The organism is Pseudomonas sp. Y5-11, from assembly GCF_022368695.1.
Taxonomy (GTDB): domain Bacteria; phylum Pseudomonadota; class Gammaproteobacteria; order Pseudomonadales; family Pseudomonadaceae; genus Aquipseudomonas; species Aquipseudomonas parakoreensis.
On sequence record NZ_CP058974.1, the window covers coordinates 3,363,189 to 3,377,507 of the forward strand.

12 protein-coding genes are annotated in these 14,319 nt (G+C 62.8%); 3 read left to right on the plus strand and 9 right to left on the minus strand.

All coding sequences use genetic code 11. The annotated features are described in order from the left end of the window. Nucleotides 1-56 precede the first annotated feature (56 nt). A complete protein-coding gene (locus HXW87_RS14975; protein WP_239776461.1) occupies nucleotides 57-1,340 on the plus strand; it encodes a Zn-dependent hydrolase in 1,284 nt (427 codons plus the stop codon). A 129-nt stretch (nucleotides 1,341-1,469) separates the two neighbouring features. Here HXW87_RS14975 and HXW87_RS14980 read toward each other — a convergent pair whose 3' ends face one another. The 9 genes from HXW87_RS14980 to HXW87_RS15020 form a co-directional block, all read right to left on the minus strand. Beyond that, nucleotides 1,470-1,679: a hypothetical protein gene (locus tag HXW87_RS14980; protein ID WP_239776462.1), complete on the minus strand. Its 210-nt coding sequence runs from the start codon at nucleotides 1,677-1,679 to the stop codon at nucleotides 1,470-1,472. 220 nt (nucleotides 1,680-1,899) lie between these two features. Beyond that, complete coding sequence (locus tag HXW87_RS14985) at nucleotides 1,900-3,288, minus strand: amidohydrolase family protein (protein WP_239776463.1); 1,389 nt, start codon at nucleotides 3,286-3,288, stop codon at nucleotides 1,900-1,902. A gap of 12 nt (nucleotides 3,289-3,300) precedes the next feature. After that, a complete protein-coding gene (locus tag HXW87_RS14990) occupies nucleotides 3,301-4,656 on the minus strand; it encodes a nucleobase:cation symporter-2 family protein (protein ID WP_041073301.1) in 1,356 nt (451 codons plus the stop codon). Between the two features lie 315 nt (nucleotides 4,657-4,971). Continuing rightward, nucleotides 4,972-6,012: a GTP-binding protein gene (locus HXW87_RS14995; RefSeq protein ID WP_182404320.1), complete on the minus strand. Its 1,041-nt coding sequence runs from the start codon at nucleotides 6,010-6,012 to the stop codon at nucleotides 4,972-4,974. Nucleotides 6,013-6,114: 102 nt separating this feature from the next. Beyond that, nucleotides 6,115-6,744 carry a UbiX family flavin prenyltransferase gene (locus HXW87_RS15000; protein WP_239779157.1) on the minus strand — a complete coding sequence of 210 codons (630 nt, stop codon included), beginning with the start codon at nucleotides 6,742-6,744 and terminating at the stop codon, nucleotides 6,115-6,117. An 11-nt stretch (nucleotides 6,745-6,755) separates the two neighbouring features. Next, nucleotides 6,756-8,141 (minus strand): UbiD family decarboxylase, encoded by a 1,386-nt coding sequence (locus HXW87_RS15005; RefSeq protein ID WP_239776464.1) that lies wholly within the window; start codon nucleotides 8,139-8,141, stop codon nucleotides 6,756-6,758. Nucleotides 8,142-8,450: 309 nt separating this feature from the next. Continuing rightward, a complete protein-coding gene (locus HXW87_RS15010) occupies nucleotides 8,451-9,356 on the minus strand; it encodes an amidohydrolase family protein (RefSeq protein WP_003224037.1) in 906 nt (301 codons plus the stop codon). Nucleotides 9,357-9,360: 4 nt separating this feature from the next. Then, on the minus strand, nucleotides 9,361-10,290 hold the full coding sequence (locus HXW87_RS15015) for an amidohydrolase family protein (RefSeq protein WP_086792694.1): 930 nt from the start codon (nucleotides 10,288-10,290) through the stop codon (nucleotides 9,361-9,363). A gap of 337 nt (nucleotides 10,291-10,627) precedes the next feature. After that, complete coding sequence (locus HXW87_RS15020; protein ID WP_239776465.1) at nucleotides 10,628-11,518, minus strand: LysR substrate-binding domain-containing protein; 891 nt, start codon at nucleotides 11,516-11,518, stop codon at nucleotides 10,628-10,630. A 118-nt stretch (nucleotides 11,519-11,636) separates the two neighbouring features. Here HXW87_RS15020 and HXW87_RS15025 point away from each other — a divergent pair, with 118 nt between their 5' ends. Beyond that, nucleotides 11,637-12,101 (plus strand): (2Fe-2S)-binding protein, encoded by a 465-nt coding sequence (locus HXW87_RS15025; RefSeq protein WP_041073291.1) that lies wholly within the window; start codon nucleotides 11,637-11,639, stop codon nucleotides 12,099-12,101. Beyond that, a complete protein-coding gene (locus HXW87_RS15030) occupies nucleotides 12,101-14,314 on the plus strand; it encodes a molybdopterin cofactor-binding domain-containing protein (RefSeq protein ID WP_239776466.1) in 2,214 nt (737 codons plus the stop codon). The genes HXW87_RS15025 and HXW87_RS15030 overlap by 1 nt, the downstream gene beginning before the upstream one ends. Nucleotides 14,315-14,319: the final 5 nt, after the last annotated feature.

Genomic DNA, 14,319 nt, shown 5'->3' on the forward strand with positions numbered 1-14,319 from the left:
TGGCGGCCTGGAAAACACCAAAGAAATACCCTAAGAAACTGCCTGAGGAGATCAACATGAACGCAGCCGTAGACGTTCTGCAATCCACCCATCAGCACATCAACCGCGACCGCCTCTGGGCCTCGCTCATGGAACTGGCCAAGCTCGGTGCCACGGTCAAGGGCGGGGTCTGTCGCCTGGCCCTGACTGACCTTGATCGCCAGGCCCGTGACCTGTTCGTGCAGTGGTGCAAGGACGCCGGATGCAGCGTCACGGTGGATGAAGTCGGCAACATCTTCGCCCGTCGTCCGGGGCGTAACCCGAACCTGCCGCCGGTGATGACCGGCAGCCACATCGACACCCAGCCCACCGGCGGCAAGTTCGACGGCTGCTTCGGCGTGCTTGCCGGGGTCGAAGTGCTGCGCACCCTCAATGACCTCGGCGTGGAAACCGAAGCACCGCTGGAAGTGGTGGTCTGGACCAACGAAGAAGGCTCGCGCTTTGCTCCGTGCATGATGGGTTCCGGCGTGTTCGCCGAGAAATTCACCCTCGAAGAAACCCTGGCCAAGGTCGATGCCGACGGCGTCACGGTTGGCGAAGCGCTCAACGCCATTGGTTACGCGGGGTCACGCAAAGTCAGCGGGCACAAGGTTGGCGCCTATTTTGAAGCACACATCGAGCAAGGCCCGATCCTCGAAGACGAGCAGAAAACCATCGGCGTGGTGCTCGGCGCGCTCGGGCAGAAGTGGTTTGATCTGAAACTGCGCGGCGTCGAAGCGCACGCCGGGCCAACGCCGATGCACCTGCGCAAGGACGCCCTGGTCGGCGCCTCGGTGATTGTCGGTGCAGTCAACCGCGCCGCCCTCGGCCACCAACCCCACGCCTGCGGCACCGTCGGTTGCCTGCAAGCCTACCCCGGTTCGCGCAACGTCATCCCCGGCGAAGTGCGCATGACCCTCGACTTCCGCCATCTGCAGCCAGAGCGCCTCGATTCGATGATTGCCGAAGTGAAGCAGGTCATCGACGCGACCTGCGAAGAACACGGCCTGACCTATGAACTGACCCCGACCGCCGACTTCCCGCCACTGTACTTCGAAAAGGGCTGCGTCGAAGCCGTGCGCAGCGCGGCGAAAGGCCTGGGCTTGTCACACATGGACATCGTCAGCGGCGCCGGCCACGACGCGATTTTCCTCGCCGAACTCGGCCCGGCCGGGATGATCTTCGTGCCGTGCGAAGGCGGCATCAGCCACAACGAAATCGAGAATGCCGCGCCGGATGATCTGGCGGCCGGGTGCGCGGTGTTGTTGCGGGCGATGTTGGCGACATCGGCGATGGTAGCGGCGGGGCAGCGCGCGGCCTGAAGATCAAAAGATCGTCCGATCGCGGCCCGAGCCTGCGGCAGCTCCTACAGGGGATTTGTATCCATCTCTGTAGGAGCTGCCGAAGGCTGCGATCTTTTAGTGATCACCTGTAGGAACGATTTGGTTTGATCAACCGGGTCGGTCATTTTTACTCGCAGTGCCCTGGCGTCTGTCCAGTCCGTTGGGGTTGCCCACATCCAGCAACCGTCGTTCGACCAACACATTCTCCAGTGCCTGACGCTCGACCGGCGCCATCTGGTGTTCGCGCTTTTTCAGCTCCAGCAGAATCGGGCTGGACCAGGTGCGATAAGTCTGTTCGATGTTGCGACGCGACGTCATCAGTCTCTCCTTGATCAAGAGCCCGGTGTAGCTGGCAGGGGCTCAATCCGATGAGGGAATAACGTTAGTCGACAAACCCCGAATCCGCGAATGACTCAATGTTTTGTGGGAGCTGGCTTGCCAGCGATAGCAGTGGGTCAGTCTCTGCTGCATTGACTGAACGCCCGCCATCGCTGGCAAGCCAGCTCCCACAGGGTTTTGCATTGAATGTGAGATCGGATCAATCGTCGACATTCATCATCGCCTGCACACCTTCCCACGCCTCGGCGCGCATCCGCTCAATATCCAGCCCCGGAATCACGCCGTTATCGACCACGATCCGGCCGCCCACCACACTGTATTTCACCGTGATCGGTTCCCCTGCGACGACGGGTGCAACCGCGCTGTCGTGGAAGCCGAAGAAGCGTGGATGGTCGAGGCTGTAGATCACCAGATCCGCCGCTTGCCCGACTTGCAGTGTACCGACCGCGCCCAGTCCCAATACCTGGGCGCCGCCCGCTGTGCCCCAGTGGATCACGTCTTCGGCGGTGGTCGCCGAGGCGCCTTGTTCGGCGCGGTGGATCAGCCACGCGGTGTTGGCTTCGCCGACCATGCTCCCGGATTCGTTGGACGCCACGCCGTCGACGCCGAGGGAGATCGGCACGCCAGCCTCAAACATTTGCGGCACCGGCGCGACGCCGCTGCCCAGGCGTGCATTGCTTACCGGGCAGTGCGAGACGCCGCTACCGGTCTGGGCGAGCATGCGGATTTCCCCCGGTTGCAGGTGCACGGCGTGGGCGAACCAGACGTCGGGGCCGAGCCATTCGTGTTCGGCGACGAACTCCACCGGGAGGCAGTTATATTTCTCGCGGCAGAAATTCACGTAGTTCTGCGTTTCCGACAGGTGTGTGTGCAGGCGCAAACCGAGGCCGCGCGCGGTGTGCGCCAGTTCGCGCAGCAGGGTCGGCGGCAGCGAGAAGGTCGGCGTGGTGGGCGCGACGACCACTCGGCGCAGGGCGTCCGGGGTGTCCTGGTGATACCGCGATTTCAGCCGCTCGATATCGCCGACCATTTGCTCTAGGCTTTCCGGTTGCAGCGCGGTTTTCGAGAAGCCCGGGTGCGCGCTCGCCGATTCCAGCGCGCCACCGCGACACAACACAAAGCGCAGGCCGAACTCATCGGCCAGATCAAACAACAGATCCCCGGTCTCGGTGCTGCCGTGGGCATGGTAGAGATAGTGGTGATCGGCGCATGTCGTCACACCCGATAGCAGCAACTCGACCATGCCCAGACGGGCGGCGATCCTTGCCAATTGCGGGGTAAAGCGGTTCAAACGCGGGTAGGGCACACTCGCCAGCCAGCCTTGCAGATCCTGATTCAAACCTTCGGGCACGGCTTTGAGCAGGTTCTGGAACAGGTGATGGTGGGTGTTGATCCAGCCCGGATAGACCACGCTGTTGCGCGCATCGATCACCCGTTCGCCGGGGTGTGGCTCAAGGTCGGCGGCCATTTCGGCGATGCGTCCGTTGATCACGCGAATGTCCACCGCGCCGGCCCGGGCACGTGGACCGCGCAGGCCGGTCATCACCGCGAGCGGATTTTTGATCAGGATGTTTTGAAGTTGAGTCATGGCAGGCTCCAGTCAGAGAATGTGCGAGGCGGATTTGCCGGGTGTGGTGTCTGGCACGCTGACGCCGTTGAGCGCCGCGTTGAGCAGCACCGACACCAGGCAGGCGATGACCACGCTGCTGTGCAGGAACGGCTGTGACCACTCGGGCAGTTGTTTGAACAGGGTCGGGGCGAGCACCGGTACCAGCGCGGCGGCGATGGTGAAGCCGACGATCAACACGTTGTAGCGATTGCGTTCGTAGTCGACCTTGGCCAGGGTCTGGATGCCCGCCGCTGCGACCACGCCGAACATGGCAATGCCGGCACCGCCCAGCGCCGCCGTCGGCATCGAGGCGATGATCGCCCCGGCCTTGGGCACCAGCGCAATCGAACACATCAGCAGGCCACTGACGGCGACCACCCAACGGCTGCGCACGCCGGTCAGGATCACCAGACCGACGTTCTCCATGAAGGCGATAAACGGGAATGCGGCGAACATTCCGGCGATGGTGCTGGCCAGGCCATTGGCGCGCAGGCCGTTGACCACTTGCTGGTCTTCCACCGGTTTGTCGACGATGTCGCCGATGGCCACGAACAGCCCCATCGACTCGACCATCTGCACGATCATCACCACCACCATGGTCGCAATAGGGATCAGGCTGAACGTCGGCAGGCCGAAGTAGAACGGGTAGGGCACGGTCAGCCACGGCGCCTCTTCAACACTGTGGAAATTGCCCATGCCCAGACCGTAGGCCAGACCGGCGCCGACCAGCATGCCCACCAGCACCGCCATGTTGCGCAGCAGCGGACTGCCATAGCGATTGACCAGCAGAATGGTCAGCAGCACCACCACCGCCACCGCGAGAAAGGCTGGCGCGCCGAAGTTGCTCGCGTTGCGTCCGCCACCGACCCATTCATAGGCAATCGGGAACAACTGCAGACCGATCACGGTGACGATGCAACCGGTCACCACCGGCGGGAAAAACCGCCGTAATCGGCCCACGAACGGCGCCATCAGCAGGGTAAAAATCCCGGCACCGATCACCGCGCCGCAGACCCCGGGGAAGCCCACCTCGGGGTTGCTGCCGATGGCGATCACCGGGCCGACGCTGCTGAACGCCACGCCTTGCAGGATCGGCAGGCGCACGCCGAATTTCCAGAAACCGACGGTCTGCAACAGGGTGGCGATGCCCGAGCAGAACAGCGTGGTGCTGATCAGCACCACGGTATCGGCGTGGGACATTTTCAGGGCGCTGGCAACGATCAACGGCACGGCGATGGCGCCGATGTACGAGACGGCCATGTGTTGCAGGCCGAGGGTGAGCATCTGTCGCACCGGCAAAACGCGGTCGACGGGGTGCACGGTGGAGGAAGGAGTGGCTGACGACATGGGGAATCACCTCTGGCTGTTGTTATGCGGTAGAGAGGGGTATTCGTCTGATGCCTGCTGCAGATCCCCTGTAGGAGTGAGCCTTTGTGGTGAGGGGATTTATCCCCGATGGGGTGCGAAGCCCCCCCAAAACTTGAACTTGCGGTTTACCAGACAAACCGCATGTGCTGGATTTGCGGCTGCTGCGCAGCCGATCGGGGATAAATCCCCTCGCCACGGGTGACCTCATTATCGGGTTCACTCCACAGATTTCAGTGCCACTGGGCATCAGTCATTCGTGCCCGAAGCCGCCATCCACCGGCTCCGATGCCTTGTTCAGCCTGCCAGGCAGGCGGCAAAGCCCTGGTTCAGCGCCGCGCGATCCAGGTCGCGGCCGATGAACACGATCTTGCTCGAGCGGGGCTCCGTGCCCCAGGCGGTCGAGGCGCGGAACTCCACCAGGCTGTGCACGCCTTGCAGCACGTAGCGCTGGTCTTCGTTGGCCACGGCGAGCACGCCTTTCATGCGGTAGAGGTTATCGGCCTGGGACGAGCGCAGTTCGCTGATCCAGCGGTGGAACGCCATCAGGTTGACCGCACCGTCCACGGCGATGCCCACCGATGACACGCTCGGGTCGTGTTCGTGGTCGGGCTCATCATGGTCGTGGTGGTCATGGTGAGCGTGCTGTTCAGCGCCGATTTCCATGAGCTTCTGCGTGCATTCGAAGGCGCCGATGCCGAGGATTTTCGTCAGATCGATCTGCGCATGAGTGGAGGTCACCAGATCCGCCGTGGCGTTCAAACCACGGATCTTGTCGCGCAGGGTTTCCACTTCATCGCTGCTGACCAGATCGACCTTGTTGATGACGATGCGGTCGGCGCAGACGATCTGATCCACGGCCTGATTGTCGACGCCATCCAGTTGCAGATCCTCCAGATGCTGGGCGATGTGCTTGGCATCGACCATGGTCACGATCGCATCGAGTTCGACGTCTTCGGCAATCGGGTCATTGATGAAAAAGCTTTGCGCCACCGGGTACGGATCGGCGAGGCCGCTGGTCTCGATCAGGATGTGATCGAGGCGCACCGGGCGCGCCACCAGTTCGCGGACGATGCGCACCAGATCCTCACGAACCTCGGCGGTGCAGCACACGCAGCCATTGACCATTTCGTAGATTTCTTCGGTCTCGGAGCTGAGCACCAGATCGCCGTCGATGCCGACCTCGCCGAACTCGTTTTCGATCACGGCGATCTTGCGTCCGTGGTTTTCCTTGAGGATGTAGTTGAGCAGGGTGGTTTTGCCGGCACCGAGGAAGCCGGTGAGGATGGTCACGGGGATTTTGGTATTGCGGGTTGGGGCGTTGAAGGGGGTGTTCATCTGGAGCTCCTTTGATTGGCGTTTGTGGCGAGGGGATTTATCCCCGATGGGTCGCGAAGCGGCCCCAAAATCTGCAATTGCGCTGTGTCAGGAAAACCTCATTCACAGGTTTTGCGACTGCTGAGCAGTCGGTCGGGGATAAATCCCCTCACCACAGGTATTCATATCCACATTGGGATTTGGGTGTTCTTTCCAGCGGGCGGCAACGCCAGCATCGAGGCCGAACAGGTCGAGCACTCTGCCCAGGCTGTGATCGACCATCTGCGCCAGGCTTTCGGGCCGGGCATAGAACGCCGGCACCGGCGGGGCGATGATCCCGCCCATCTCGGTCACGGCCGTCATGTTGCGCAGGTGGGCGAGGGTCAGCGGCGTTTCGCGGGCCATCAGCACCAGCGTGCGGCGTTCCTTGAGGGTGACGTCGGCAGCGCGACCGATCAGCCCGGACGACGTGCCGGTGGCAATCTCCGCCAGGGTGCGCATCGAACACGGCGCGACCACCATGCCCAGGCAGCGAAACGAACCGCTGGCGATCCCGGCGGCGACGTCATCGGCGCGGTGGTAGTGGCTGGCGAGCGCAGTGACCTCGGCCAGTTTGTAGTCGGTCTCGTGGGCCATGGTCAGCAGCGCGGCGCGGCTGATGATCAGGTGGCGCTCAATGTCCAGTTCGGCGAGCAATTGCAGCAGACGCACGCCATAGATGAAGCCGGACGCACCGCTGATGCCCACAACCATCCGCTGGCGGCTCACGATGCAAGGCCTTTGAGCAACACCCGCGCACGTTCAAGCACATCCTGATCCAGCTGCGCCTTGATCCCGTCGAAGCCCGAGCCACGGGTGGCGTCAAGACCCATGCGCGACGTGGTGCCGTTGACCGAGGACGACGGGTCCAGCGGGCTGCCGGGCAAACCGTCGATCATGAACAGGTCCAGATGCGGCTGGAAGTGCGTGGCCAGTGCCCACAACACCTGACTGTCGTCGGTGATCTCAATATCGCTGTCCACCGCGATCACGTTTTTCAGGTACGGATCCCAGCCGAGCAGGGCGAGCATGATCTGCCGCGCCTCGCCGTCACGGCTCTGATCCAGCGCCACATAGCAATGAAAGTGGGTGCCGGAATTCGGGTAGTGCACGGCGGTGACAGCGGGGAAACGCGCCTTGAGTTTCTCGCTCATTTCCGCTTCGCGGGGCAGTCGGGCGAGGGTCAGGTGTTCGGCGTAGCGGCCGCCCATCACGTCCACCAGCCAGGCATCCTTGCGCCGCAACAGGGTGTCGACGCGCAGCACGTTGTTGGTCGAGCGATCCGAGGAATAACCGCTGAACTCACCGAACGGGCCTTCCTCGGCGTAGGCCGTCGGGTCGATGGCGCCTTCGAGGACGAACTCGGCGTATGCCGGGACGCCGATGCCGTAACGCGGGGTCTCGACCAGTTCCAGCGGCGCGCCGAACAAGCCACCGGCGACGGCACGTTCATCGCTGCCGTAGGGCAAGCGCGCTGCCGCCGCGAGCATGAACAGCGGATGCGCGCCGACCACCATCGCCACGCGCAATTCTTCACCGCGTTCACGAGCGGTCTGCAGCATCCGCCACAAATGTCCGCGCGAGTGCAGGCTGGTCGCCAGGGACTGGCGGGCGTGGCGCATCGAGCGGTGGTAGCTCATGTTGGCGATGCCGGTCAGCGGGTCCTCGGCAATGATGATCGCGTTGGTGATGTACGGCCCGCGATCACTGTCGAAGTGCTTGAGCATCGGCAGCAGCGCCAGATCCACGGCTTCGCCTTCGAACACTTCATCAAGCACCGGGCCGCTTTCTACGTAACGCGGGGCAATGGGCTGGTTGGCGCGCTGCTGGAAGGTTTCGTGCAGTTGCGCAGGCGTGACACCGAACAACCGCGCGATGCGGGTGCGGGAGGCGAACAGGTTGGTCGCCACCGGCACCTTGAGGCCGCCGACGTTTTCGCAGATCAGCAACGGATCGCGGCCCTGTGCGGCGAGGGCATCGACCAGGGCGGTGACGTCCTGATCGGCAGAAACGGGTTGGGTGATGGTCAGCACATCGTCCGGGTACTCTCGGCGATAGGCATCGATGAACACGTGAAAATCCTGAGAATCGCCGAGCGTCGAACGGGTCATGGTTTCACCTCATAAAAAGCAGGCACGCAGGGGTGAGAAGGCGTTCGATCGAGCAGCCGTTGGCCTGCCGGTCGAGCAAACGCCGGGTCATCTTCGTGCCTGTAAAGTCGCTGTGTTGTTGCAGTGTTGCCTTGTGGGTGTCATTTGTGGTGAGGGGATTCATCCCCGATCGGCTGCGAAGCAGTCGTAAACCAGTCAGCGCGGTCTGCCTGATACAACGCGGTTGCAGGTTTTGGGGCCGCTGCGCAGCCCATCGGGGATGAATCCCCTCACCACAGGGTTACCTTGTGTCCCAGGGATCAGCGTTGCCTAGAGGTACGTGGTCGTCAGGCGAATATCCGCCTCAACCAGATCCTTCGGCGGTGGCGTCGGTTCGATTCCGCACAACCGCGCGATGTTGTTGCCCAGGTAGTCCTCCAGATGATCCTCATCGATGCCCAGACCTTGCGGCGCCGGTGAGCACAACACCTCCAGCTCGCGCAGCCACATGCCCGGTTCGTTCGGCGGCGAGTCGGTGCCGAACACGATCTTGTTGCGCGGCAATTCCTTGGCGAATTCGACGATCCGCGACTGGAAGCACCAGCCGGATTCGCAGTACACGTTCGGCGTGTCCATCGCCATCCAGAACGCCTCGAACGAGTAGTTGCCACCGGTCTGGATGCCGAAGTGGCCGATGATGAAATTGACCATCGGGAACTCGCGGATGATCGGGTAGAACATCGTCGGAATGGTGTACGGTCCGTCGCCGGTATGGATCAGCACCACGATGTTGTACTTGGCGCAGACTTTCATTGCCGGACGCAGCCAGTCCAGTGCCCGATCCGGGCGATAGCCGTGCATGTTGGCGTGCAGCTTGAGCATCTTGAAACCGTATTCCTTGATGTGGAATTCCAGCTCCGCCGCACCGTTTTCCGGTCCCCAGCGCGGGTTGAAGTTGAAGTTGCCGATGAAGCGGTCCGGGTACTTCACACAGAGTTCGGCGACGTACGACATGTAGTCACGCACGCCTTCGCGGCCCCGACGGTTGCCGTCGCGATAACCGGTGTTGCCCGGTGGCGGCTGGATGAAACCCATGTCGATGCGGCGTGGCTTGCCGTTGATCATGTACGGGCCGTCCATCAGCTTGAGCATGCGCTCGCCGGTGAACGGTTCGCCGGTGTGGCGCCAGGCCTCGTCGACCAGATTGGTGGGGTGCAGATGGGTGTCGATGATCATCGGTTCAGCTCCTGGCCAGTTGCGTGGTGACGGGGCGCTTGAGTTGCGCCTCTGCTTCGGAAACGGAACGCGGCGGCGGGGTCGGTTCGAGGCCGATCATCCGCGCGGTGTTGTTGCCCAGATACTCTTCGAGGGTGTCCTCGTCGAGGTTCAGGCCCTGCGGCGGTTCGTGGCACAGCACTTCGAGCAGGCGCAGCCACATGCCCGGTTCGTTCGGCGGGGTGTCGGTGCCGAACAGGATCTTGTGCGTCGGCAGCACCTTGGCGAACTCGACGATCCGCGATTGCAGGCACCAGCCCGATTCGCAGTAGACGTTGGGCAGCTCCATCGCCCATTGCATCGGTTCGAACACGTAGACGCCGCCGGTCTGCACGCCGAAGTGGGCCATGATGAAATTCACGTTGGGGAATTCCTTGATCATCGGCACCCATTCCGACGGGATGCTGTACGGCCCGTCGCCGGTGTGCAGCTTGACCGGAATCCCCAGCTCGGCGCATTTCTCGAAGCACGGGCGCACCCAGTCCAGCGCCCGGTCAGGCCGGTAGGCGTGCATGTTGGCCTGCATCTGCACCATCTTGAAACCGTGTTGCTTGACGTAGCGCTCGATCGCCTCGACGCCGTTTTCCACGCCGCAGCGCGGGTTGTAGACGAAGCAGCCGATGAAACGGTCCGGGTAGGTCTGGACCATTTTCAGGGTGTAGGCCATGTAGGCGTCGATGGATTCACGGCCCGAGAGTTCGCCGTCGGTCCAGGTGTAAATCGTGTTGCCCTGCGGCGGCTGGATGAAGGCTTTGTCGATCCGGCGAGGCTTGCCGTTGACCATGTACGGGCCATCCATCATCTCCAGCAGACGCTCGCCGGTGAACGGGTCACCGTCATGCCTCCAGGCGAGGTCCACGAGATCCGTGGGATAGCAGCTGATATCGATGATCATTGAAGTCGATCTCCTGATAGCGGGGAAGGGAGCCTTGCGGCTCTCGGCATCCACGCCCCGGGCAATCGGCCATTTCTATGCGCAGGTCTCGCGCATTCCCTCGCCTGTTCGCATCCGGCCCGGGTGGGTGGTTGCTGAGGGCGAGTATTGGAAAGGGGGGAGGGGTTCGTACAATATTAATTGGGCGCGGTGGTGATACTTGGGCGATATGGTTTGGGTTTCAGGGTGAATGTGCCGACGCCATCGCTGGCGAGCCAGCTCCCACAGGTTTTTGTGGTGTGACAAAGATCGGATCAACACTTCGATCACTGTGGGAGCTGGCTTGCCAGCGATGGCGTCAAGTTTGTGTACGCAGGGCCAACTGTTTGATGGCTTCAACCACCGGCGCCACCCGCTCAGCCTGCCCATGCGGCCACACCGCATAAAGATTGTAATGCGCAGCAATCTGCGCCTCGTTCAACGCCACCAGCCGCCCACTGCGCAACGCATCGGCGGCGAGCAAACCGCGCACCAGCCCGGCGCCAACCCCGGCTTCGGCAGCCGCAATCAGGTTGGCCGCATTATCGAAAATCACCCGCGCCGCTGGCTCCACCGGGGGCATTCCGGCCGCATCCAGCCACGGAATCCACGAGCGTCGTGTATAGCCCAACAGCGGCAATTCAAGGATCTGCGCCGGGCTCAACGGCAACTGCAAACCACAGCGCTCAAGCAACGCCGGCGAAGCCACCGCCAGCACCCGATCGCCGCAGATCTGCGTCATCTCGCAGTCATCCCAATCGCCATAGCCGTAACGCAACGCCAGATCCACCCGCTCGAAGCTGCTGCGATCACTGCGCGGCATCGACAGCAGCGTCACCTCGTAATCCGGCAGTCCGTCGAGCAGTTCCGGCAGGCGCGGATTGAGCCAGCTCTGCGCCAGTTCACTGTCCACATCCAGGGTCAGGCGCTGCGCCACGCTGCGGTTTTTCACCGAGGACAGGGCCCGGTCGATCTGCGCCAGCCCGTCCGCCAGTACGCTGGCAAACAACTGCCCGGCATCGGTGAGGTTGCTGCCGCCGCCTTCACGCACGAACAACGGCTGACCGATGAAATCTTCCAGTGCGCGAATCTGCTGGCTGATCGCACTGTGAGTCAGATCGAGCTTGCGCGCCGCGCTGGAAAAACTGCCGCTGCGCGCCGCGTGGATAAACGCAATCATGGACTGCACCGACGGGTATCGCTTGTACATGTTGTTAGTCCTGCTTACAGCGGTTGGCAGAAATCGTCGCTGGCTGCGGTTTGCCCGGGTTTCCAATAATCGGTCACCAGGCCCGCACAAAGACGGGCCGCTCTTTTGGAGCCTGACAATGATCGCATTCACGGTAAACGGCGAACGACGCGAGCTGGATGAAGCGTCCCCCTCCATGCCCTTGTTATGGGTACTGCGTGATCAACTGAAACTTACCGGCACCAAATTCGGCTGCGGCATGGGCCTGTGCGGTGCCTGCACCGTGCATCTGGACGGCGTCGCGGTGCGTTCCTGCCAGTTGCCGCTGGCCGCCGTCGCGGGCCACAGCATCACCACCATCGAAGGCTTGTCGCCGAGCGAGAGTCATCCGCTGCAACTGGCCTGGGTCGCCGAAGATGTGCCGCAATGCGGCTACTGTCAATCCGGGCAGATCATGTCCGCCGCCGCGCTGCTCAACACTGGCGCGGCAGTGACCGACGATTCGATCCGCAATGCGATGAGCGGCAATATCTGCCGTTGCGGCACCTACGGGCGGATCAACAAAGCGATCAAACGTGCGGCGAACGCGCCGAAGGAGGCGTGATGAGGCTGCGCGACGACACCTTGCTCGAACCGTCCCGCCGGGTGTTTCTCAAGCAAGCGGCGACGGTCGCTTCGGGCCTGGCGATTGCTCTGTATCTGCCATCCGGTAGCGCCGCCAGCGACTCGAAAACCCCGGCGCCGGCCACGGAATTCGAGCCTAACGCCTGGGTGCGGATCTTCCCCGACGGCACGGTAAAGCTGGTGGTGCACAAGCACGATTCCGGCACCGGCACGCAAACGGCACTGGCCGCATGCGTGGCCGAAGAACTGGATGTGAACCCGATGACCGTGCAGGTCATCACCCCGGAAGATCCGTTCTTCGAGACCTACATTCACCCGGTCTGGAAAGTCTTTTCCACCGGCGGCAGCACCAGTGTTTCTCTCGAATACGAGCGCTTGCGCATGGCCGGCGCCACGGCGCGGGCGTTGCTGATTGCGGCAGCAGCGAAGCAATGGAAAGTCAGGCCCGACAGCTGCAGTACCGAAGACGGCCGGGTCATTCACCCTGCCAGCAAACGCAGCCTCAACTACGGCGAACTGGTGGGCGTGGCGGCGCATTTGCCGGCACCGGCCAATGTCACGCTGAAAGATCCGGCGCAGTTCAAATACATCGGCAAACTGCGGCACAAGCGCGATGCCGCGGCCAAGGTCTGCGGGCGCTTCAAGTACAGCATCGACGTGCAACTGCCGGGGATGCTGGTGGCAGTGATTCAGCGCGCGCCGGTCGTCGGGGCGAAGGTTCTCAGCGTGGATTCGGCGGCGGCATTGCAGGTGCCGGGCGTGCGCCAGGTGATTGCAGTCCCCGGGCGCCCGGACGTGCTCGGTGGCAACCTGGAAGGCGTCGCGGTGCTGGCCGAGACGTTCTGGGCGGCGCAGCAAGGCCGCAAAGTGCTGGAGATCAAATGGAGCGACTCGCCACTGGCCGGGTTCGACAGCGCGGAACTGGCCACGGCGCAAGCGGCCGCTATTTCCGACCCGAAAAGCCAGACCATCAAGGCCATGACGCAGGGTGATGTTGACGCGCAATGGCCGCAGGCGGCGCAGCTGATCGAAGCCGATTACCACATGCCGTACAAAGTGCAGAACCCGCTGGAACCGATCTGTATCACCGCACAGGTCAAGGACAACGCGATCACCTATTGGGGCGGCGTGCAGGTGCCGTCGTCGGCGCTGGAAGCCGCGCAAACAGTCTGCGGCATCGCCAAGGACATGGTCACCATCAACGAGCTTGTGTCCGGCGGCAGCTTCGGTGCGCGGGAGGCCAAATACTGGTTGTTCGAAGTGGCATTTCTGGCGCAACAGACCGGCGTGCCGGTGAAGTTGCTCAACAGCCGCGAAGACGAAATGCACGCACTGTTCAATCACCCGGCGACGCTGCACCGGGTCAAGGGCGCGCTGGATGCCCAAGGCAAACTCAACGCACTGCGACTGCACGCGGTGTCACCGGCCTCGCCGGAGCAGTGGGAGCCGGGTTACTTCGAGCGCCCGGATCACATGGATTACAGCACCACCGAGGCGATCACCGCATGGGACTTCGCCTACCGTCCGCCGCATCTGCAGTTGAACTGGGTCAAGCACGAAAGCCATGTGCCAAGCGGCTGGTATCGCTCGGTGAGCTTCATTCCCAACGTGTTTGCCGTCGAGAGCTTCATGGACGAACTGGCCCACGCGGCCGGCGCCGATCCCTTGGCCTTCAGACTGGCGAACATGCAGGAACGGCCACGGCATGTGGCGGTGCTCAAACAGGCTGCCGAACGCGCCGGGTGGGGCCAGCCGCTGCCGCCGGGCACTGCGTTGGGGATTGCGACCCATCAGGGTTACAGCAGTTTTATCGCCGTGGTGGCGCGGGTCGCGACGGTCGATGGCAAACCGAAAGTCGAGAAGCTGACCTGTGTGGTCGACTGCGGTCTGGCCGTGTCGCCCGGCGGCGTCGAGGAGCAGATCTACGGCGGCCTGATGTGGGGCCTCGGTCATGCGTTGTTCGACCGGCTCGACATCCAACAGGGCAGGGTGGTGCAGAGCAATTTTCACGACTACCGCGTGACCCGCATGTCGGACATGCCGGCCACCGATATCGTGGTGCTGGATGGCGAGCCGGGCAAACCCGGTGGCGTCGGCGAGTTGGGCAGTCCGTCGGTGGCCCCCGCGATTGCCAACGCTCTGTTTGCGTTGACCGGCGTGCGCCAGCGGTCGACACCGCTGAGCCTAGGGTAAGCCGC

Excerpts from the sequence above, each read along its gene's own strand:
- HXW87_RS15030 (WP_239776466.1), top strand. The coding sequence starts at position 12,101 with ATGAGGCTGCGCGACGACACCTTGCTCGAACCGTCCCGCCGGGTGTTT.
- HXW87_RS15015 (WP_086792694.1), bottom strand. The coding sequence starts at position 10,290 with ATGATCATCGATATCAGCTGCTATCCCACGGATCTCGTGGACCTCGCC.
- HXW87_RS14995 (WP_182404320.1), bottom strand. The coding sequence starts at position 6,012 with ATGAACACCCCCTTCAACGCCCCAACCCGCAATACCAAAATCCCCGTG.
- HXW87_RS14990 (WP_041073301.1), bottom strand. The coding sequence starts at position 4,656 with ATGTCGTCAGCCACTCCTTCCTCCACCGTGCACCCCGTCGACCGCGTT.
- HXW87_RS15000 (WP_239779157.1), bottom strand. The coding sequence starts at position 6,744 with ATGGTTGTGGGCATCAGCGGTGCGTCCGGCTTCATCTATGGCGTGCGT.
- HXW87_RS14980 (WP_239776462.1), bottom strand. The coding sequence starts at position 1,679 with ATGACGTCGCGTCGCAACATCGAACAGACTTATCGCACCTGGTCCAGC.
- HXW87_RS15005 (WP_239776464.1), bottom strand. The coding sequence starts at position 8,141 with ATGACCCGTTCGACGCTCGGCGATTCTCAGGATTTTCACGTGTTCATC.
- HXW87_RS15010 (WP_003224037.1), bottom strand. The coding sequence starts at position 9,356 with ATGATCATCGACACCCATCTGCACCCCACCAATCTGGTCGACGAGGCC.
- HXW87_RS15025 (WP_041073291.1), top strand. The coding sequence starts at position 11,637 with ATGATCGCATTCACGGTAAACGGCGAACGACGCGAGCTGGATGAAGCG.
- HXW87_RS14985 (WP_239776463.1), bottom strand. The coding sequence starts at position 3,288 with ATGACTCAACTTCAAAACATCCTGATCAAAAATCCGCTCGCGGTGATG.
- HXW87_RS14975 (WP_239776461.1), top strand. The coding sequence starts at position 57 with ATGAACGCAGCCGTAGACGTTCTGCAATCCACCCATCAGCACATCAAC.
- HXW87_RS15020 (WP_239776465.1), bottom strand. The coding sequence starts at position 11,518 with ATGTACAAGCGATACCCGTCGGTGCAGTCCATGATTGCGTTTATCCAC.